We start from the raw sequence: 16,965 nt of genomic DNA, 5'->3' as shown, positions 1-16,965 counted from the left end.
AAAAATACTTTCATAAAACAGAGCAATCATGATCTTTGGGAAGCAGTGTCTCAAACAAATTTTGGTATTTCTCACGCAAATGATTATTGCGTTTTGAAAAATGATCCATAACAGTATTGCCTTGGTTGTCTTTGATGTGCATTAGCTTAAAAAATGTTTCAAGACCAAGTTTTTGAATTAAAAGATCACCGATTTTTTTATTGATATATTTACAGGAAAAGAAATTGTGCAGCGGTGTGCAGCCGTTATTGTCTTTAAGCTCAAATAACTCAACCAGCAGGAGAGCATCTGCATTTGGTTGACATAGCCGATTCATAATATGCTCTTGTAATGTTTGTGAATCAATACTATCAAATAGTAATGTTGAATTGTCGGCTGCCAAGAATAGTAAATGTAAAGGAGTTGAGCCATCGTTTTTCATACGGCCTTGCAAAAACAGGCTTAATCCATAGTTTTCATCCAGCCAATTGACGGTATTAATGATATCATTCAGTTCTGTATCTTCAGAATCAATAAGCCTGGGCTCAAACAGAATATGCAATAGATTTCCACCGGTCGCAGGATTTATTTGTTCAAGAAAGGCTTTGCCCGAATCACCCAGGGAATAAACTATGTTTTTCAGGATTTCTTTATAGATAAACAGATGTAAAACTTTATAATGACCATCCTGTAAAGAGAAGAAGAACTCCTTTACTTTCTCCTCACTCATCATGCTTACTATTCCCTGGAATATCTGCATATTCAAACAGGCTAGCATTTCCCGCTGTTCACTGCTATCAGGATAGAACTTGAATTCCTTAGGACATTTCCATTTGCGGTAAGCTATGACGTATCGACTCAGGGCTGTGGTTATTGGGCATTGTTCACCTTGCTGTGGACTTGTAGCCCATTTGGAAAAAGTATCTTTATTGACTGCATTCTTCTGCAATGTAATCACGTGAAGAAGGTTTTCCGGCAAGGATTTTTTATTGTAGAAAGTTTGTTCAAGTATATAGATTACAGATTCTGTTAATTGGGATGGAGTTTTCTGACTGAAAAAACGTTCAATATCCACCTCTGTTTTCCTGGAGATACTCATTAAAAAATATTTGGGATCGTTCGATAGATCTTGTTTTAATTTTGTATCACTTATTTGGCTGAAATAATATTCTGCATCAACAAAACGTTTGGCAGCTAAGGCATGATAGTACAATTCAGCAGCAAATGAATTTTGCAAGGCCTCGTTACTGGTGTTCATGATCCTGTATTTGAAGTAATCCCACTGCTCCCTGACATCAAGCATATGCTGCAACAGGGTTGCCTGATGTTTGGTTTTGTAAAGCAGCAGTTTAATTCTTAATTCTGGATCCGCAATCTGATTCCAGAGAAATTCAGCCAATTTCATTTTACTTCTGTTCATGGCCTCTACAATCGGAGTTTGCTCTTGCTGCCGTGTGATGTTCTGATGATCAGTACCGTCGATTGTCTGATCCCAAATACGTCGATCACCAGCAATGATCAGAATCCGGTGGTAAGCGATCATATCCTGCAGCATGTACTCTATACCTTCTTCAATTTCTCTATGAGAATCAGTAGAGTTGAGAAGCCACTGTTTAAAGAAGGAATGGCCTTCCAATGTGCAGATCGACAGCACCTTAAACCTCAGTGATTGATCGTGGATAGTCATGCAGAGAGAGGCAACTTTATCAAGCTTGTTAAGCTCAAGGCACTTTTGTATCAGTGAATGGCCCGTTTCCGATTGCACGGTACAAAGCCTGGCTTTTTGAACATCATCCAATTCTTCAGTCAGTATCAATACCAATTCATCAGAATGGAGTCGTGTGCCTGTGCAGGCCCATAGTAAAGCAGACTCATTGGATTTTCCGGTAAATTGGATAGCGTCAAAGCGTTCCTGCGGGTTCAGCTTACATAACAGTTGTTGAATACGGTGAAAGTATTTTTCAGTCCTTAGCTGGAGGGCTCCACCGGGCCTTGCTCTGTCATTGCACATGAACTGTAGTATGCTTTGATCAAGGTCGGGACTCCCCTTCAGGAGTTTTACAATCAATTCCCTGTTTTCATCAAAGACGGTGTCAAACAGATGGGTACTTTTATTATAGAGACAGGCAAATGCAAGGGGAGAAGCAAGGTCATTTATGGGTTGGGTGAGCATCTCCAAAAGGGTTTGTCTATCTATTTTCTCTTCCAGCTTCTTGAGTAATGGTTTATCCATAACACAGCATATCAGATGTAAAAACGTTTTGTTGTCATCGTATGGTTCTAACAGTGCATGCTGTAGTTCTTCCGAAGACAGTCGGTCAAATAAAACCTGGAAAAAAATATGGCCTGCCTTTTCGGTAACGACGGCCAATTCAATAAGTGAATTCGTAGGTTCAGATCTTACCCAGTTTTGAGAGGGTCGGGTAACAGTGAATAGACTTTGAATCTGAGCATCACTGAGAGCATTTACCTGGGCTTCGATCTCCTGATCTTTTTCTTGCTCCAGGGATTGATAAATACGCTCGAATTCAGCGCCCCATGGAATCATTTTGCAGGGTTTATCGGCATCTGAGTTGATAAAGGGTTCAAGTGTAGTGACCGATCGAGCATTAATGTTACTTTCAGGGGGGAATGCTGCAACCAGGGTTAAAGATGGCAGCTTGGAGGAGTGCGGATCATCTGGGTCCAAAACATCCAGTTGCCTTTTAAAGCTTTTAGATAAACTGCTCCCTTTGGGTTCAGTGTCTGAATTAACGGGTAGTGGGCTTGGGTTCGGGCGAATATTCATTAAAAATTTACCTCCTGATTGTTACACATACTTTAATCTGGAGATCGTAAACTTAAGTCTCCCTCAGTATCGCTGTGCAGCATGAAATTATAATTTTTCGGTTGATTTGTTAGTAATCTTTTTGCACTTAGACTCTTGACAATGAGAAAGGTTCAATGACAAGAACAAAAAAATATCTCCATAAACGTCTGGGGATTCACTTATCGTTCAACGGATTCTTGTTAGTCTGGCTATCATCAATGTCTTGAACTTTCATGCTAAAACCGAATCTAACTCTCAGAAACAATTTTGGGTATCCCTGCCAACCAAAGTTAAAATTATGGAGAAACGAGCCATGAATTTCATAAGAAGCCTTTCCTGTTTTGGTGGCTCACTGACATCAACTCCGGATCAAACTCGATCAGGTACATCATCTGGTACCACTCTGGGTAGGAACGTTATTCAAGGTAACAAGAACAAGCCTTTAATGTTGCTCGATCTGCCCCCGGACATACAATCCGAAATTTCTACTTATTTGAAGGATTATGACGTTGCCAAATTAACACGGACACATTCCTACATTAACAACACACTCAAAAATGATACAGCAATGGCAAAGGCATGGTATCGCCAGTTTCCTTCATCCCATCAGGCTCTGCTGAAGAGAATCGTCGCTGCAAAAGATAAAAATCAACTTGAGGCTTGGTTGGGGCGCTTTACAAAAGACAAGGCATTAATCAAGTCAGTCATGGATCGCCAGAAGAGTATTTGTTTTCCTGCTGTGTTTTTTTCCACTCTCACTAAACTGATGTCTGAATGTAAAACATTTAAATTAGAGAGAAGAGCCACCCTCCCCGATAGTGCTGGTGTGAAATCGGCCAGTTTCAGCCCCGATGGTCGCCATGTGATCACCTGCAGTGGAGATAACAGGGTGAAAGTTTATGGCCGTAAGGACGATGGCTCATTGGAAAAAAAAGTTACTATCACTCACGAAGACACCGTCAACTCAGCCACCTTCAGCCCCGATAGTCGCCATGTGTTGACCATAAGTGACGATAAAACTGTGAAAATCTGTGGTCAGAAGGACGATGGATCATGGGAAGAAAAAATCACTATTTCCCATGAAGAAAGGGTCAGGTCAGCCAGCTTCAGCCCTGATAGCCGACAGATGGTGACTGCCAGTGATGATTGCAAGGCGATCATTTATGGCCCCAAAGACGATGGCTCATGGGAAGAAAAAGTCATTATTCAACACGATGATAAAGTCTTGTCAGCCAGCTTCAGCCCCGATAGCCGCCACCTGGTGACCCGCAGTGACGATGAGGAGGCGAAAATCTATTACCAGAAGGATGATGGGTCATGGGTAGAAAAATTCACTGTTTCCCACGACAACTATATCTTCTCAGCCAACTTCAGTGCCGATGGCCGCTATTTGGTGACTGCTGGTATCGATGACAGGGTGAAAATCCATGGCCTGGTGGCCGATGGTTCCTGGGAAAAAAAAATCGCCATCCGTAATAAAGGCATCAAATCAGCAACACTGAGCGCAGACAATCGCCATTTGGTGATCAACTGTCACGATGGTAGGGCGATAATCTATGGCCATAAGGAGGATGGATCATGGGAACGAAAAGGCTTCATTGCCCATAAACATGTCAATTCAGTCACCTTCAGCCCCGATAGCCGACATTTGCTGACCTACTGTAAAAATGGTAAGGCGAAAATTTATGGCCAGAAGGACAATGGATCCTGGGAAAAAAAAGCCGTCATTCGCGATAAAGATACTTTCTTCTCAGCCAAATTCAGCGCCGATAGCCGCCATGTAATCACCTGCAGTGAAGATAACACGGTGAAACTCTATGGCCGAAAGGTCAATGGATCGTGGAAAGAAAAAACCACCATTTCCCATGTTGGTCTTGTCACATCAGCAAGCTTTAGCGTCAATGGCCGCCACCTGGTCACTGTCAGTATCAATGGAACGGCGAAGATTTATGGCCAGGGGAACTATGGATCATGGCAAGAAAAAGGCATCATTCACCGTCGTGATCCGATCGGGGCAGCCACCTTCAGCATCGACGGCCATGTGTTGACCGCAAGTGACAGCGTACAAATCACTGAATTACAGATGAATAGCTTAATGTTTGCGGACACTCATTAGCTCAGAGCCACATTATTTTGCTGCAACACATGTTAAATGACACGGCAAAAATCACTGAACTTCAGATGAATAAATGATTGTTTGCTGTCACTGGTAAATTGCTCTACAGGTGACGACCATTATCGATCTCGGTATAAAAATCCATGGCCTGGAAGCCGATGGAGCATGGGAACAAAAAGCCATCTTTTCCGATATACATATCCTTTTCCAGGAAGGCGTTTTTATTGAGGCTGTGTTTTTCACTATAACCAGCAAAATCTTTGTTCAGCGTGCCAATCACGTCCCCTTCCTGAGTTAATTTCAGTGTGAGGATATCCCCGGAGTGACTGTCTTCCTCGGTATTTGCGCCCTTGCCTGTGCCTGTGCCTGTGCCTGTTATCTAAATATAGTGTTATATTTAGTCTAAATAATAATTTAATTTGAATCTAAATAAGGTGATTTTATGTTGCAGAGAGTGCTTTGTGGGTTCACGACTTCTATTAGTAAGTTCAAAACCAATCCGGGCAATGCCATAGCGGAAGCCCAGGGAGAGGCAATCGCAGTGACCTCGAATAATGAGGTTCAGTTCTATGCTGTACCGGCTGAGCTGTTTGAGGAAATGACCGCATTTTGCGAGTATGCTCAACATGGCACTTCTGAGTTGAGGAGTGTTCCTGGTCGTTTTACTACAACCGATGAGATGGTTGAGCAGATGACTGAAAAGCTGAGAACCAGGTCAGATGATGACTTGGGGGAATTTGTTGAATGCGAAAACAAAACATAAAAGCCAGCGATAACCAACTGATTTGAAATCCTGGAAGATGATCAGAATCATCGAGGAAAGACAGAAAGAAGGGATGGGAAAGGACGTTTTAATCCCTCCGAGGCTCAATTCGATCGATTGAGTGAAAAAACAAAAAAAAGTACTAACTACCAATAAAAAGTAGGGTTGTAATGGCTAAGTTGGAAAAAATTGCTGAAGGGTTTCGCGAAAAATTTTGAGAGGGAAGAACGACATTTTACAGGCTAGAGATTAAGTACCTGGCCAGTTGGTTTCGCATATTCTGGCAAGTGGATTTTTTCATCCTTCAAGGCGCAACGACGGGCGCGTAGCCATAGCTACGCAACCAGAGTTGGAACGCAGAAGGGTGGAAAAAGCCGCCGCCCAGAATATGCGAAACCAACTGGTTAGGTACTTAATGACTGATTGTTTGCCATCAATCCTGTGATTAGAAGTTGTCCAGAGAGCATGAGAACAATGTGAACTTTCACACTAAAACCGACTCTAAGCTGCAGAATCAATTTTGAATCTCCTTGACAACCAGGGATAAAAAAATAACCACGAAAAACGAATTATGGATTGCATAAATAACCATTCCGGTATTGGTGATAAACTTCCATCAAGACCAGATCAATCTCCACCAGAGACGCCAAGTGGTAGCACTGCGGGTAGGAAAGTCACTGTACACGACAAGAATGAGTTTTCATTATTGCTGTATTTGCCCCCGGGAATACAGTCCAAAATTTTCACCTATTTGCGAGTTCATGATATTACCCAATTAACACGGGCAAATTCACGCATTAACAACAGGCTCAAAAATGATGCAGCAATGGCGAGGGCATGGTATCGCCGGTTTGCTTCATCACACCAGACTCTTTTAAAGACAATCGTCGCTAAAAAAGATAAAGATGAACTCCAGAAATGGTTGCAGCGCTTTACAAAGGATGAGGCATTAGTCAAGTCAGTCACGGATCGCCAAGAAAGTATTTATTTTCCTGCGCTGTTCTTTTTCACTCTCACTAAACTGATGTCTCAATGCAAAACATTTAAATCAGAGACAGCCATCCTCCCCGGTAATAACAAGTTGTGCACGTCTACTATCAGCCCCGATGGCCGCCACGTGGTGACCGCCATTGACAATAAAACGCTAAAAATCTATGGCCAGAAGGACGATGGATCATGGAAAGAAAAAAGCACTGTCTCCCATAATAACAATGTATTCACAGTCTCTTTCAGCCCCAATAGTTGCCATGTGGTGACCGCCAGTGTTGGTGGTGAGGTGAAAATTTATGGTCAGAATAACGATGGCTCATGGGTAGAAAAAGCCACTGTTTCCCATGACAAATTTGTTTTCTCAGCTATCTTCAGCACCGATGGTCGCCATCTGGTGACCGCCAGTAGTGATAACAAGGCAAAAATTTATAGCCACAAGGACGATGGATCATGGTCAGAAAAAGCCATTATTCGCTACGATGAGCCAGTCATATCAGCCACCTTCAGCAATGATAACTGCCATGTGGTGACCACCAGTTTATTCGGCCAGTGGAAAATCTATAGCCAGCAGAACGATGGATCATGGACAGAAAAAGCCGTTAACCACGATGATTCAGTCAGATCAACCACCTTCAGCGCCGATGGCTGCTATTTGGTGACGACCACTATCCATCACGGTGCAAAAATCCATGGCCTGGAGGCCAATGGAGCATGGAAACAAAAAGCCATCTTTTCCGATATGCATAGGGTCAACTCAGCCATACTCAGCGACGATAGTCGCCATTTGGTGACCTCCAGTTACGATGGCAGGGCGATAATCTACAGCAAGAAAGACGATGGATTATGGAGAAAAAAAGCCATTATTTACCATGATCATCGTGTCGATTCAGCCACCTTCAGCCCCGATAGCCGCCATATGGTGACCGCCAGTTGGGATTGCACAGCGAAAATCTACGGCCTGAAGGGCAATGAATCATGGGAAGAAAAAGCCATCATTTCCCATAACAATTTTGTCTACTCAGCCACCTTCAGCCCCGATAGTCGCCATGTGATTACCCGCAGTCAAGATAACACGGTGAAAATCTATGACCAGAGTATCAATGGTTCCTGGGAAGAAAAAGCTACCATTTCCCATCTCGGGAGAGTCACATCAGCCACCTTTAGCATCGATAGCCGCCTTGTGATCACCGGCAGTGACGATGGCACGACAAAAATTTTTGGCCAGCAGAGTGATGGAACCTGGGAAGAAAAAGCCACCATTTCCCTCAATATTCCCATCGGATCAGCCACCTACAGCATCGATGGCCATGTGTTGACCGTCCATGGCTTTAACACAGTGAAAATCACTGAGCTACAGATGAATGACTCTTGATTAAATCGGCAGCGAGCGCAACACTCGCTGTTATGGACAAGGTTCAAGCTACCTTGTCAATGATAAATTCTGCATCAGGGTGCTCTTTGAGTAAGATACGCTTTTGCGTGTCAATGCTGGATTTTTGCTTTCCAGAACTCACTCTTGTATAGCATATCTTCCTCTGCTGGTTAATGAATATGCGGAAGTGACCACCACTGGTTTGCTTCACTTTTTCGTAGTGACCGCTTTCGATCTTGCGCCTTATAGTTTGGCTGGTTACGCCTTCAATCTTGGCTAGCTTTGTAGTTGAACCCCACAAGATAAATTCACCTTTTGACGATTTATCTTGCGTCTAGCAGCCTGTCGGACTTAAGACTGTCCTACTGCGGTTGCAATAAATTGGTCTAAAAATCTCTGTTTCTTGCAATCCTCGCTACGGACGCTTAAGTCCGACAGGCTGCTAGCGTAATTGATTTTGCGATTGTTGCAATTTTATTTGACTGTCACTCATTAGCCCAAACCCTCATATTCTTCTGCAACATCTGACCAATAAGCCAGATATATTCGATTCCATATGGCTGAGTACTTATTGATCATTTTTCCCAGATCAAAACCCTGCTTTTTTGTTAGTCAGGCTTACAACAATGTCTTGAACTCTCACAATAAAACCGACTCTAAATTGCACAGTCAATTTTAAATACCAACCCAATTTAAATAATAACTATGGGGAAACGAGCCATGAACTTCATAAAAAGCCTTTCCTGTTTTGGTGGCTCACTTTCATCAACAGCGGATCAGTCTCGATCAGAAAGAAGAAGTGGTACCACCATGAATAGGAACGTCTTTATACATAAAAGGAAAAAGCCTTCACCATTGCTCAGATTGCCCGAGGAACTTCAATCCAAAATCTGTACTTATTTGCAGGCTCATGATATTGCCAAATTAGCGCAGGTAAATTCACACATTAACATCACTATCAAAAATGCTGATTTAATAGCAAAGGCATGGTATCGCCAGTTTGCTTTATCACACCAGACGCTACTAAAGACACCCCTCACTTCAAAAGACAAAAATCAACTCGAGGGTTGGTTGAGGCGCTTTACAAAGGATGAGGCATTAATCAAATCAATCATGGATCGCCAAGAGAGCAAGTATTTTCCTGTTTTGTTCGTTTCCACTGTCACTAAACTGATGTCTGAATGTGAAACATTTAAATTAGAGACAAAAGCCACATTCCCCGCTTTTGGTAAATCGGACTTGTTTAAGTTCAGCCCCGATGGCCACCATGTCATAATCCCTATTGACAAAGGGAAAGTGAAAATCTACGGCAAGAAGGACGGTGGATCATGGGAAGAAAAAATCACTATCTCTCATGATGACTGGATCAGGTCGGTCACTTTCAGCGCCAATAGCCGCCATGTGGTGACCACAAGTGACGATAAAACCGCAAAAATTTATGACCTGAGTACCGATGGATCATGGGTAGAAAAAGCCACTATTTCCCATGTTAAATCTATCTTTGAAGCCACCTTCAGCCCCGCTGACCGCTATATCGTGACTGCCAGTAAAGATGGCAAGGCGAAAATTTATGGCAAGCAGGACGATGGTTCATGGGTAGAAAAAGCCATCATTTCCCATGACGACTTTGAAAACTCAGCCGAATTCAGCGCCGATGGCCTCTATGTGGTGGCCATTGAACATCGCAGAGCAATAATCTATGGCAAGCAGGACGATGGGTCATGGGTAAAAAAAGCTATTATTTCCCATTACAAACCTGTCAGGTCAGCCAAATTCAGCGCCGATAGCCGCCATCTGGTGACCTGCAGTAACGATGGCACCGTAGCAATCTGTGGCAAGAAGGACGATGGATCATGGCGGATAGAAATCATCTTGACCGTCCATGAAGATAACACGGCAAAAATAACTGAACTTCGTATGAATGAATGACTGATTGTTTGCTGTCACTCATTAGCCCGGGTCCACATTTTTCTTCTGCAATTCCTGCCCGGCAGCTTATACCAATCGTGCTTTCCCGTGTTGAGCGTGGAGATTTGAGCCTTATGACAAGGCGACAATCGCCAACCCAAAGCTGACGGGCGCACAGTATGTGCGTCCCTGTTGAGCGTGTTGTTAGGTGGCATGGCTATTGGCGCGAGAGTAAGACTTGGAGCATTTCTTTGATAGCGGCAATATCAGAACCTTGCTGGTCAAAACGCTTATCTTGCTGGTCAAAACGCTTATCTTGCTGGTCAAAACGCTTATCTTGCTGGTCAAAACGCTTATCTTGCTGGTCAAATCTCTGGTGCATCTCACCACGGATTTGACCAAGGCCGTCAATTACGTCAGCCAGGGTGTTACGGATATTATTAATCTCTGTCGTCTGAGGTTTGGGTTTGGGTTTGGGTTTCACACTCATCGGTTACTCCTTGATAAAATGTCGAAGAAGATCAGCATAGCAGAGACTGGCACAAAGACACCTAACACAGGATTAAGGCTCAGATCTTCAGCGCACCAGGGAGTTAGAAAGTTCGATTAGTATTAAGCCCCTTTGAGTTATCAGAAGCCGAGACAGCTCCGGGCTCTGAGTCGCCTTTGACTCCCTCTGAGACTTCTCCTGCTTCTTCAACCGGGCAAAGAAAAGCTTTATAGGTGGCCCTCACCATATGTTTGAACAAATCATTGTCAGGCAAATTAACTGGATAAAGCCTACCTCCCTCATTATTCAGGTAGCAGTTGATCACAGAAATAACGTGACTTTCCTGATCACTGGCATAAGCCATCACTTCGCCATCTTGATTCAGAAGAAAAACAAAGATCATATTGTCTTCTTTGATAAGAACAGCAAGGAAACAGCCTCCCTTAGGATTAGGAAGCGTCAGAACGTATTCATTCTTTTCCAAAGTCCGGATACTGTACCGTGGCCAAGTGTACGCTCTCATCCAGCCAAAAAAGATCAACCCTAACACGACATCCTGTCGAATGGCAGACTGTGCCTGAGTTAATAGCTGCCGAAATTTATCTATCCTGCTATCATCTGGATCGTCGGGGACGAACGTGTCCATGTTGCTTTCAAAATAACAGTCATTGAAGGATGTAGTTGTTGTGACTGGTTGCTCGCCGGCAGGTTCGTCAACCACTGAAGTCTGCTGCTGGACAAGGCTAGAATCGTCCTGCTGATTAACCCGTTCACAATCAGACTGATTTCCCCCATCTGGAGCAGGTGCAATAACCACTTCATTAAAAAAGCCACTCGTGGAAGACTCTAACAAAGCCATTTTGCTTGTTGAAGGTCCATCAAAAGCAACAGCCTTTATTCTGGGACCCAGCTTCAGACTGGAAGCCGGTGGTAGCTCTTCACACTGGCAAGTATTCTCAGTGGATAAATACACCATTTTGGGCTTGGGGTCCTTACCTCTGGAACTTGGGGTATTAGCCGCCAGCCCTCTTTTTCTTATTCTTGCCTGGGCGATCTCCCTTTTTTCCCTGAACTGCCTGTGACATCGATAACATCGACAATCACAGTCATCGAGATGACGGTTACACTGCTTACACCTTTGACGACCCGATTCATCCGTTACTATTTTATCTTTCCCGTCGCCGTTACATCCATGACTGTAGAAGACTCCAGGCAACAAAAATACAAACAACAGCACACTCAAACCCGATCTAAGCATAAACCCTCCTGAACCAAACCGTTCAGGCAGACTAGTTAATTAATTCAGATTCGTCATCTTGAATGCCATTGCTTTTAGCCTTTCTGTAGCCGGAACTGTTCAATAAAGAACCCTGACCCGATTCCCCTCTGAATCACGCTCTGTAATATCTCTGTTGGTCGCTTTCCAGCGTCCTCCCTCATAAGGGAATTTTGTTCCTTTCCACCATCACCAAACTGATGTCTGAATGTAAAACGTTTGAATCAGAGGCAAAAGTCACCCTCCCCCTTAGAGGCTGTCGCAAAAGCCCAACAACTCGTTCCCACGCTCTGCGTGGGAATGCATACCTCTCCTGAAAAGCGGACTCTGCAGCTCGAGATAAGTATGGATTCCCACGCTGGGACCCACAGGGCCTAAAAGCATGGGAACCAGAGTTTTGCGACAGCCTCCTTAATGCTGGGTTAGACTTCTGAGCCTTAAGACAGGGCGACAATCGCCAACGCAGGATTAAGTACCTAACCAGTTGGTTTCGCATATTCTGGACGGCGGCTTTTTCCATCCTTCTGCGTTCCAACTCTGCTTGCGTAGCTATGGCTACGCGCCCGTCGTTGCGCCTTGAAGGATGAAAAAATCCACTCACCAGAATATGCGAAACCAACTGGCCAGGTACTTAAGGCTCAAATTTTCAGCGCACCAGGGAGTTAGAAAGTTCGATGGGTATTAGCCCCGTTGAGTTATCAGAAGCCAAAACAACTCCAGGCTCTGAGTCGCCTTTGACTCCCTCTGAGACTTCTCCTGCTTTTTCATCAATGTAACGAAAAGCTTTAAAGGTGGCCCTCACCATATGTTTGAACAAATCATTGTCAGGCAAATCAACTGGATAAAGCTTACCTCTCTCCTTATTCAGATAGCAGTTGATCGCAAAAATAACGTGACTTTCTTCATTACTGGCATAGCCCATCACTTCGTCATCTTGATTCAGAAGAAAAACAAAGATCATACTGTCTTCTTTGATAAGAACAGCAAGGAAAAAGCCTCCCTGAGGATTAGGAAGCGTCAGAACGTATTCATTCTCTTCCAAAGTCCGGATATTGCGCCGGGGCCAAGTGTACTCTCTCATCCAGCCAAAAAGGATCAACCCTAACACGACATTCTGTCGAATGGCAGACTGTACCTGAGTTAATAGCTGCCGAAATTGATGTACCTTGCTATCTGGATCGTCGAAGACGAACGCTTCCATGCTGCTTTCCAAATAACAGTCATTGAAGGATGAAGTTGTTGTGTCTGGTTGCTCGTTGGCAGGTTCATCAACCAATGAAGTCTGCTGCTGGACAAGGCTAAAATCATACTGCTGATTAACCCATTCATAATCAAACTGATTTCTCCCATCTGGAGCAGGCGCAATAAGCACTTCATTGAAAAAGCCACTCGCGGACGACTCTAACAAAGCCATTTTGCTTGTTGAAGGTCCATCAAAAGCAACAGACTTTATCCTGGGACCCAGCTTCAGACTGGAAGCGGGTGGTAGCTCTTCACACTGGCAAGTATTCTCAGTGGATAAATACACCACTTTGGGCTTGGGGTCCTTACCTCTGGAACTTGGGGTATTAGCCGTCTGCCCTCTTTTTCTTATTCTTGCCTGGGCGATTTCCCTTTTTTCCCTGAACTGCCTGTGACATCGATAACATCGACAATCGCAGTCATCAAGATTACGGTCACACTGCTTACACCTTTGACGACCCGATTCATCCGTTACTATTTTATCTTTCCCGTGGCCGTTACATCCATGACTATAGAAGACTCCAGACAACAAAAATACAAACAACAGCACACTCAAACCCGCTCTGAGCATAAACCCTCCTGAAACAGACCGTTCAGGCAGACTAGTTAATTAACTGAGATTCGTCATGGTGAATTCCATTGCTTTTAGCCTTTCTGTAGCCGGAACTGTTCAATAAAGAACCCCGACCCGATTCCCTCTGAATCACGCTCTGCAACATCTTTGTTGGTCGCATTCCAGCGTCCTCCCTCATAAGGGAATTTTGTTCCTTTCCGCCATCACCAAACTGATGTTTGAATGTAAAACGTTTGAATTAGAGGCAAAAGTCACCCTCCTGCTTGATGCTGGGTTAGACTTCTGTAAATTCAGCCCCGATGACCACCATGTGATGGTCCCTGATGACAATATCTGGTTCGTACAAGCCAGATTTACGAGTTTCCAGTTAAACGCTATTTTTTTCGAAACATGAATCAATGAATTCTGAGGTCGTCTAATGAAGAATTATCTCTTTGTAATAATGCTCGGATATGCATGTGTTTTCTCGGACATTGTTCATTCCAATGACCACTCCGATCAGGAGTACTATAGCTATATTTGGGGTTCATATAACGCTGATGGTTTTGTGGCAAATATAATTGCATTGTACGGAACTGGACTTGTAGTTATTGCGATAACCCCAGTCATATGCGTAAGTGCTCTTGCGGGATGTTGTTTTTGCTCTGGTTCACTTCATGTCAGAGCGTTGAAAGGCGCTGCAATACCGGGAGCCCTCGCAGCATTGGTATATTCAGCCTTGGGGGCTGACGCGTGGTATAACTGGCGTATGGGTAATGTAGTCGGGGGGTCTGGGCCGTGAAATTCTATGGCAAGAAGGACGGTGGATTATGGTAAGAAAAAGCCACTATTTGCCATGATAAATACACCCTGGTTCCCATGCTTTCAGGCCCTGTGGGTCCCAGCGTGGGAACGAGTTGATACTGTGCAAATCACTCAACTAAAGATGAAAGACAAAAACCCGCTTGCTACTGATTGATCACTTTCCCGGATCAAAGCCCCGTTTTCTTGTTGGTTACGATTAGATCAATCTTTTGAACTTTCACACTAAAACCGAGTCCAAGCTGCAGAATCAATTTTGAATATCCTTGCCTGCCGGGGATAAATAATAGCAGCGGAAAAACAAACTATGGATTGCATAAATAGCAATGCTCGTACTGGTGGTCCACTTTCATCAACAACAGATGAATCTCGACCAGGAACGCCAAGTGGTATCTCTGCGGGCAGAGACCTCATTGAATGTGACAAGAATGAGTTTTCATTATTGCTCGATTTGCCCGAGAATATACAATCCAAAATTTTCACTTATTTGCAGGTTCGTGATATTACCCAGTTAACACGGGCTAATTCAAACATTAACAACAGGCTCAAAAATGATGATGCCATGGCAAGGGCATGGTATCGCCAGTTTGCTTCATCACACCAGGCTCTGCTGGAGACAATTGTCGCGACAAAAGATAAAGAGGAACTCCAGAAATGGTTGCTGCGTTTTACAAAGGATGGGGCTTTAGTCAAGTCAATCATGGATCGCCAAACGAGTGTTTATTTTCCTGCTCTGTTCTTTTTCACTCTCAACAAACTGATGTCTGAATGTAAAACATTTAAATTAGAGACAAAAGCCAGCCTTCCCTGTCATGGCAAGACAAACTCCGCTACCTTCAGTGCCGATGGCCGTCATCTGCTGAGCGTCAGGAATGATAAAAAAACGGTGGATATTTATGGCCACAAGAACGATGGATCATGGGAAACAAAAGGCACTATCTCCCATTATATGAGTGTCGTATCGATCACCTTCAGTGCCGATAGCCACTATGCAGTCACCACTGGAATGGATGGCAAGGCGAAAATTTATGGCAAGAAGGACGAACGATCATGGGAAGAAAAAGCCACTGTTTCCCATGATCAGTGGGTCATATCAGCCAACTTCAGCACTGATAGCCAGCATGTGGTGACCTGCAGTAACGACGGCAGGGCGAAAATCTACGGCAGAAAGGACGAACGATCTTGGGAAGAGAAGGCCACTATTTGCCATGATAAATTCGTCAACTCAGCCACCTTCAGCGTCGATGGTCGCTATGTAGTGACCACCAGTGGAGATCACAGGGCGAAAATCTATGGCCAGAGGGACGATGGGTCATGGGTAGAAAAAGCCACTATTTTCCATGACAACCGAGTCTGCTCAGCCACCTTCAGCCCCGATGGTCGTTATCTGGTGACCACCAGTTTTGATGGCAAAGTGAAAATTTGCGATCAGGAGGACGATGGGTCATGGCTGGAAAAAACCATTATTTCCTATGACGACTTTGTTGACTCAGCCCCCTTCAGCTCCACCTTCAGCTCCGATAGTCGCCATCTGGTGACCATCGCAGGTAGCAAGGCAAGTATTTATAGCCTGGAGGCCGATGGATCATGGGAAGAAAAAGTCACTATTTCCCATGATAAGTGGATCAACTCAGCCACCTTCAGCTCCGATAGCCGCCATATGGTAATCGCCAGTGATGATGGCAGAGCAATAATCTATGGCCAGAACCAAGAAGGATCATGGGAAGAAAAAGTCACCATTTCCCATAACCTGAGTGTCTGCTCAGCGACATTCAGCGCCGATGGCCGCCATGTGGTGACCGCCAGTTTAGATCGCAAAGCGAAAATCTATGGCCAGAAGGACGATGGATCATGGGAAGAAAAAGCCATCATTTCCCATGACGGTTTTGTCGACTCAGCCATATTCAGCCCCGATAGCCGCCATGTGATCACCCTCGGTCAGGATAACACGGTGAAAATCTATGGTCGGAAGATCGATGGATGCTGGGGAGAAAAAGCGACCATATCCCACCTTAGGAAAGTTAATTCAGCAACCTTTAGCATCGATGGCCACCATGTGATCACCGCCAGTGCCGATGGAACCGCGAGAATTTATGGTCGGCAGAGTGATGGTTCCTGGGAACAAAAAGCCATCATTTCCCATCATAGTGCGATCGTGTCAGCCAGCTTCAGCGCCGATGGCCATGTGTTGACCATTCATGGCGATAAAACAGTGAAAATCACTGAACTGCAGATGAATGAATGACTGATTGCTGTCAACCCTGTGGTGAGAAGTTGTCGTATAATGCCAACAACTCGTTCCCACGCGAAGCGAGGCTGCCGCAAAACTCTGGTTCCTATGCTTTCAGGCCCTGTGGGTCCCTGCGTGGGAACTGAAGTCGTCATTCCCGCGAAGGCGGGAATCCAGCGCCAACGGTGGATCTCTGCCTTCTCGGGGATGACAAGGCCAGGGGGACACCGGGCAGTATGGTTCTGGTGGAGAGTCAGTGTGGATTCCCGCCTTCGCGGGAATGACGAGAATGAAGCCGGCAATGACGAGAATGAAGCCGGCAATGACGAGAATGAAGCCGGCAATGACGAGAATGAAGCCGACAATGACGGGAGTCAACGCGTTCCCACGCCGGAGAGAGTTTTGCGACACCCTC

11 protein-coding genes are annotated in these 16,965 nt (G+C 44.6%); 5 read left to right on the top strand and 6 right to left on the bottom strand.

Annotated elements, in window-relative coordinates; all coding sequences use genetic code 11:
* Positions 1-10: 10 nt before the first annotated feature.
* Entirely contained in the window at positions 11-2,767 is a 2,757-nt protein-coding gene (locus tag ACO6VG_RS12235; protein WP_422474145.1) for a hypothetical protein, read from the bottom strand.
* Positions 2,768-3,101: 334 nt separating this feature from the next.
* Between ACO6VG_RS12235 and ACO6VG_RS12230 the strand changes: the two genes are divergently transcribed.
* Positions 3,102-4,904 carry a WD40 repeat domain-containing protein gene (locus ACO6VG_RS12230; RefSeq protein ID WP_422474143.1) on the top strand — a complete coding sequence of 601 codons (1,803 nt, stop codon included), beginning with the start codon at positions 3,102-3,104 and terminating at the stop codon, positions 4,902-4,904.
* A 103-nt stretch (positions 4,905-5,007) separates the two neighbouring features.
* Here the strand turns inward: ACO6VG_RS12230 and ACO6VG_RS12225 are convergent, their stop codons facing one another.
* Entirely contained in the window at positions 5,008-5,184 is a 177-nt protein-coding gene (locus ACO6VG_RS12225) for a hypothetical protein (protein ID WP_422132529.1), read from the bottom strand.
* Between the two features lie 162 nt (positions 5,185-5,346).
* On the opposite strand from ACO6VG_RS12225, the gene ACO6VG_RS12220 reads away from it, so the two are divergent.
* The 3 genes from ACO6VG_RS12220 (at position 5,347) to ACO6VG_RS12210 (ending at position 9,958) form a co-directional block, all read left to right on the top strand.
* On the top strand, positions 5,347-5,667 hold the full coding sequence (locus ACO6VG_RS12220; protein WP_422132528.1) for a hypothetical protein: 321 nt from the start codon (positions 5,347-5,349) through the stop codon (positions 5,665-5,667).
* Positions 5,668-6,238: 571 nt separating this feature from the next.
* Positions 6,239-8,029, top strand: coding sequence for a WD40 repeat domain-containing protein (locus ACO6VG_RS12215; RefSeq protein ID WP_422132527.1), 1,791 nt, complete (start codon positions 6,239-6,241; stop codon positions 8,027-8,029).
* 720 nt (positions 8,030-8,749) lie between these two features.
* Positions 8,750-9,958 carry an F-box/WD repeat-containing protein gene (locus ACO6VG_RS12210; protein ID WP_422474141.1) on the top strand — a complete coding sequence of 403 codons (1,209 nt, stop codon included), beginning with the start codon at positions 8,750-8,752 and terminating at the stop codon, positions 9,956-9,958.
* Between the two features lie 196 nt (positions 9,959-10,154).
* Here ACO6VG_RS12210 and ACO6VG_RS12205 read toward each other — a convergent pair whose 3' ends face one another.
* From ACO6VG_RS12205 to ACO6VG_RS12195, 3 genes are all read right to left on the bottom strand, one after another.
* Positions 10,155-10,427, bottom strand: coding sequence for a hypothetical protein (locus tag ACO6VG_RS12205; protein ID WP_422474139.1), 273 nt, complete (start codon positions 10,425-10,427; stop codon positions 10,155-10,157).
* Between the two features lie 103 nt (positions 10,428-10,530).
* Positions 10,531-11,685, bottom strand: a complete 1,155-nt coding sequence (locus tag ACO6VG_RS12200) for a hypothetical protein (RefSeq protein WP_422132524.1) — start codon at positions 11,683-11,685, stop codon at positions 10,531-10,533.
* 664 nt (positions 11,686-12,349) lie between these two features.
* Positions 12,350-13,516: a hypothetical protein gene (locus ACO6VG_RS12195; protein ID WP_422132523.1), complete on the bottom strand. Its 1,167-nt coding sequence runs from the start codon at positions 13,514-13,516 to the stop codon at positions 12,350-12,352.
* 1,111 nt (positions 13,517-14,627) lie between these two features.
* On the opposite strand from ACO6VG_RS12195, the gene ACO6VG_RS12190 reads away from it, so the two are divergent.
* Positions 14,628-16,565, top strand: a complete 1,938-nt coding sequence (locus ACO6VG_RS12190; protein WP_422474137.1) for a WD40 repeat domain-containing protein — start codon at positions 14,628-14,630, stop codon at positions 16,563-16,565.
* A 99-nt stretch (positions 16,566-16,664) separates the two neighbouring features.
* On the opposite strand, the gene ACO6VG_RS12185 is transcribed toward ACO6VG_RS12190, so the two are convergent.
* On the bottom strand, positions 16,665-16,928 hold the full coding sequence (locus tag ACO6VG_RS12185; protein WP_422474135.1) for a hypothetical protein: 264 nt from the start codon (positions 16,926-16,928) through the stop codon (positions 16,665-16,667).
* Positions 16,929-16,965: the final 37 nt, after the last annotated feature.

Source organism: Endozoicomonas sp. ALB032, assembly GCF_049310125.1.
Taxonomy (GTDB): domain Bacteria; phylum Pseudomonadota; class Gammaproteobacteria; order Pseudomonadales; family Endozoicomonadaceae; genus Endozoicomonas_A.
This window is presented reverse-complemented; position numbering and strand designations above follow the sequence as displayed.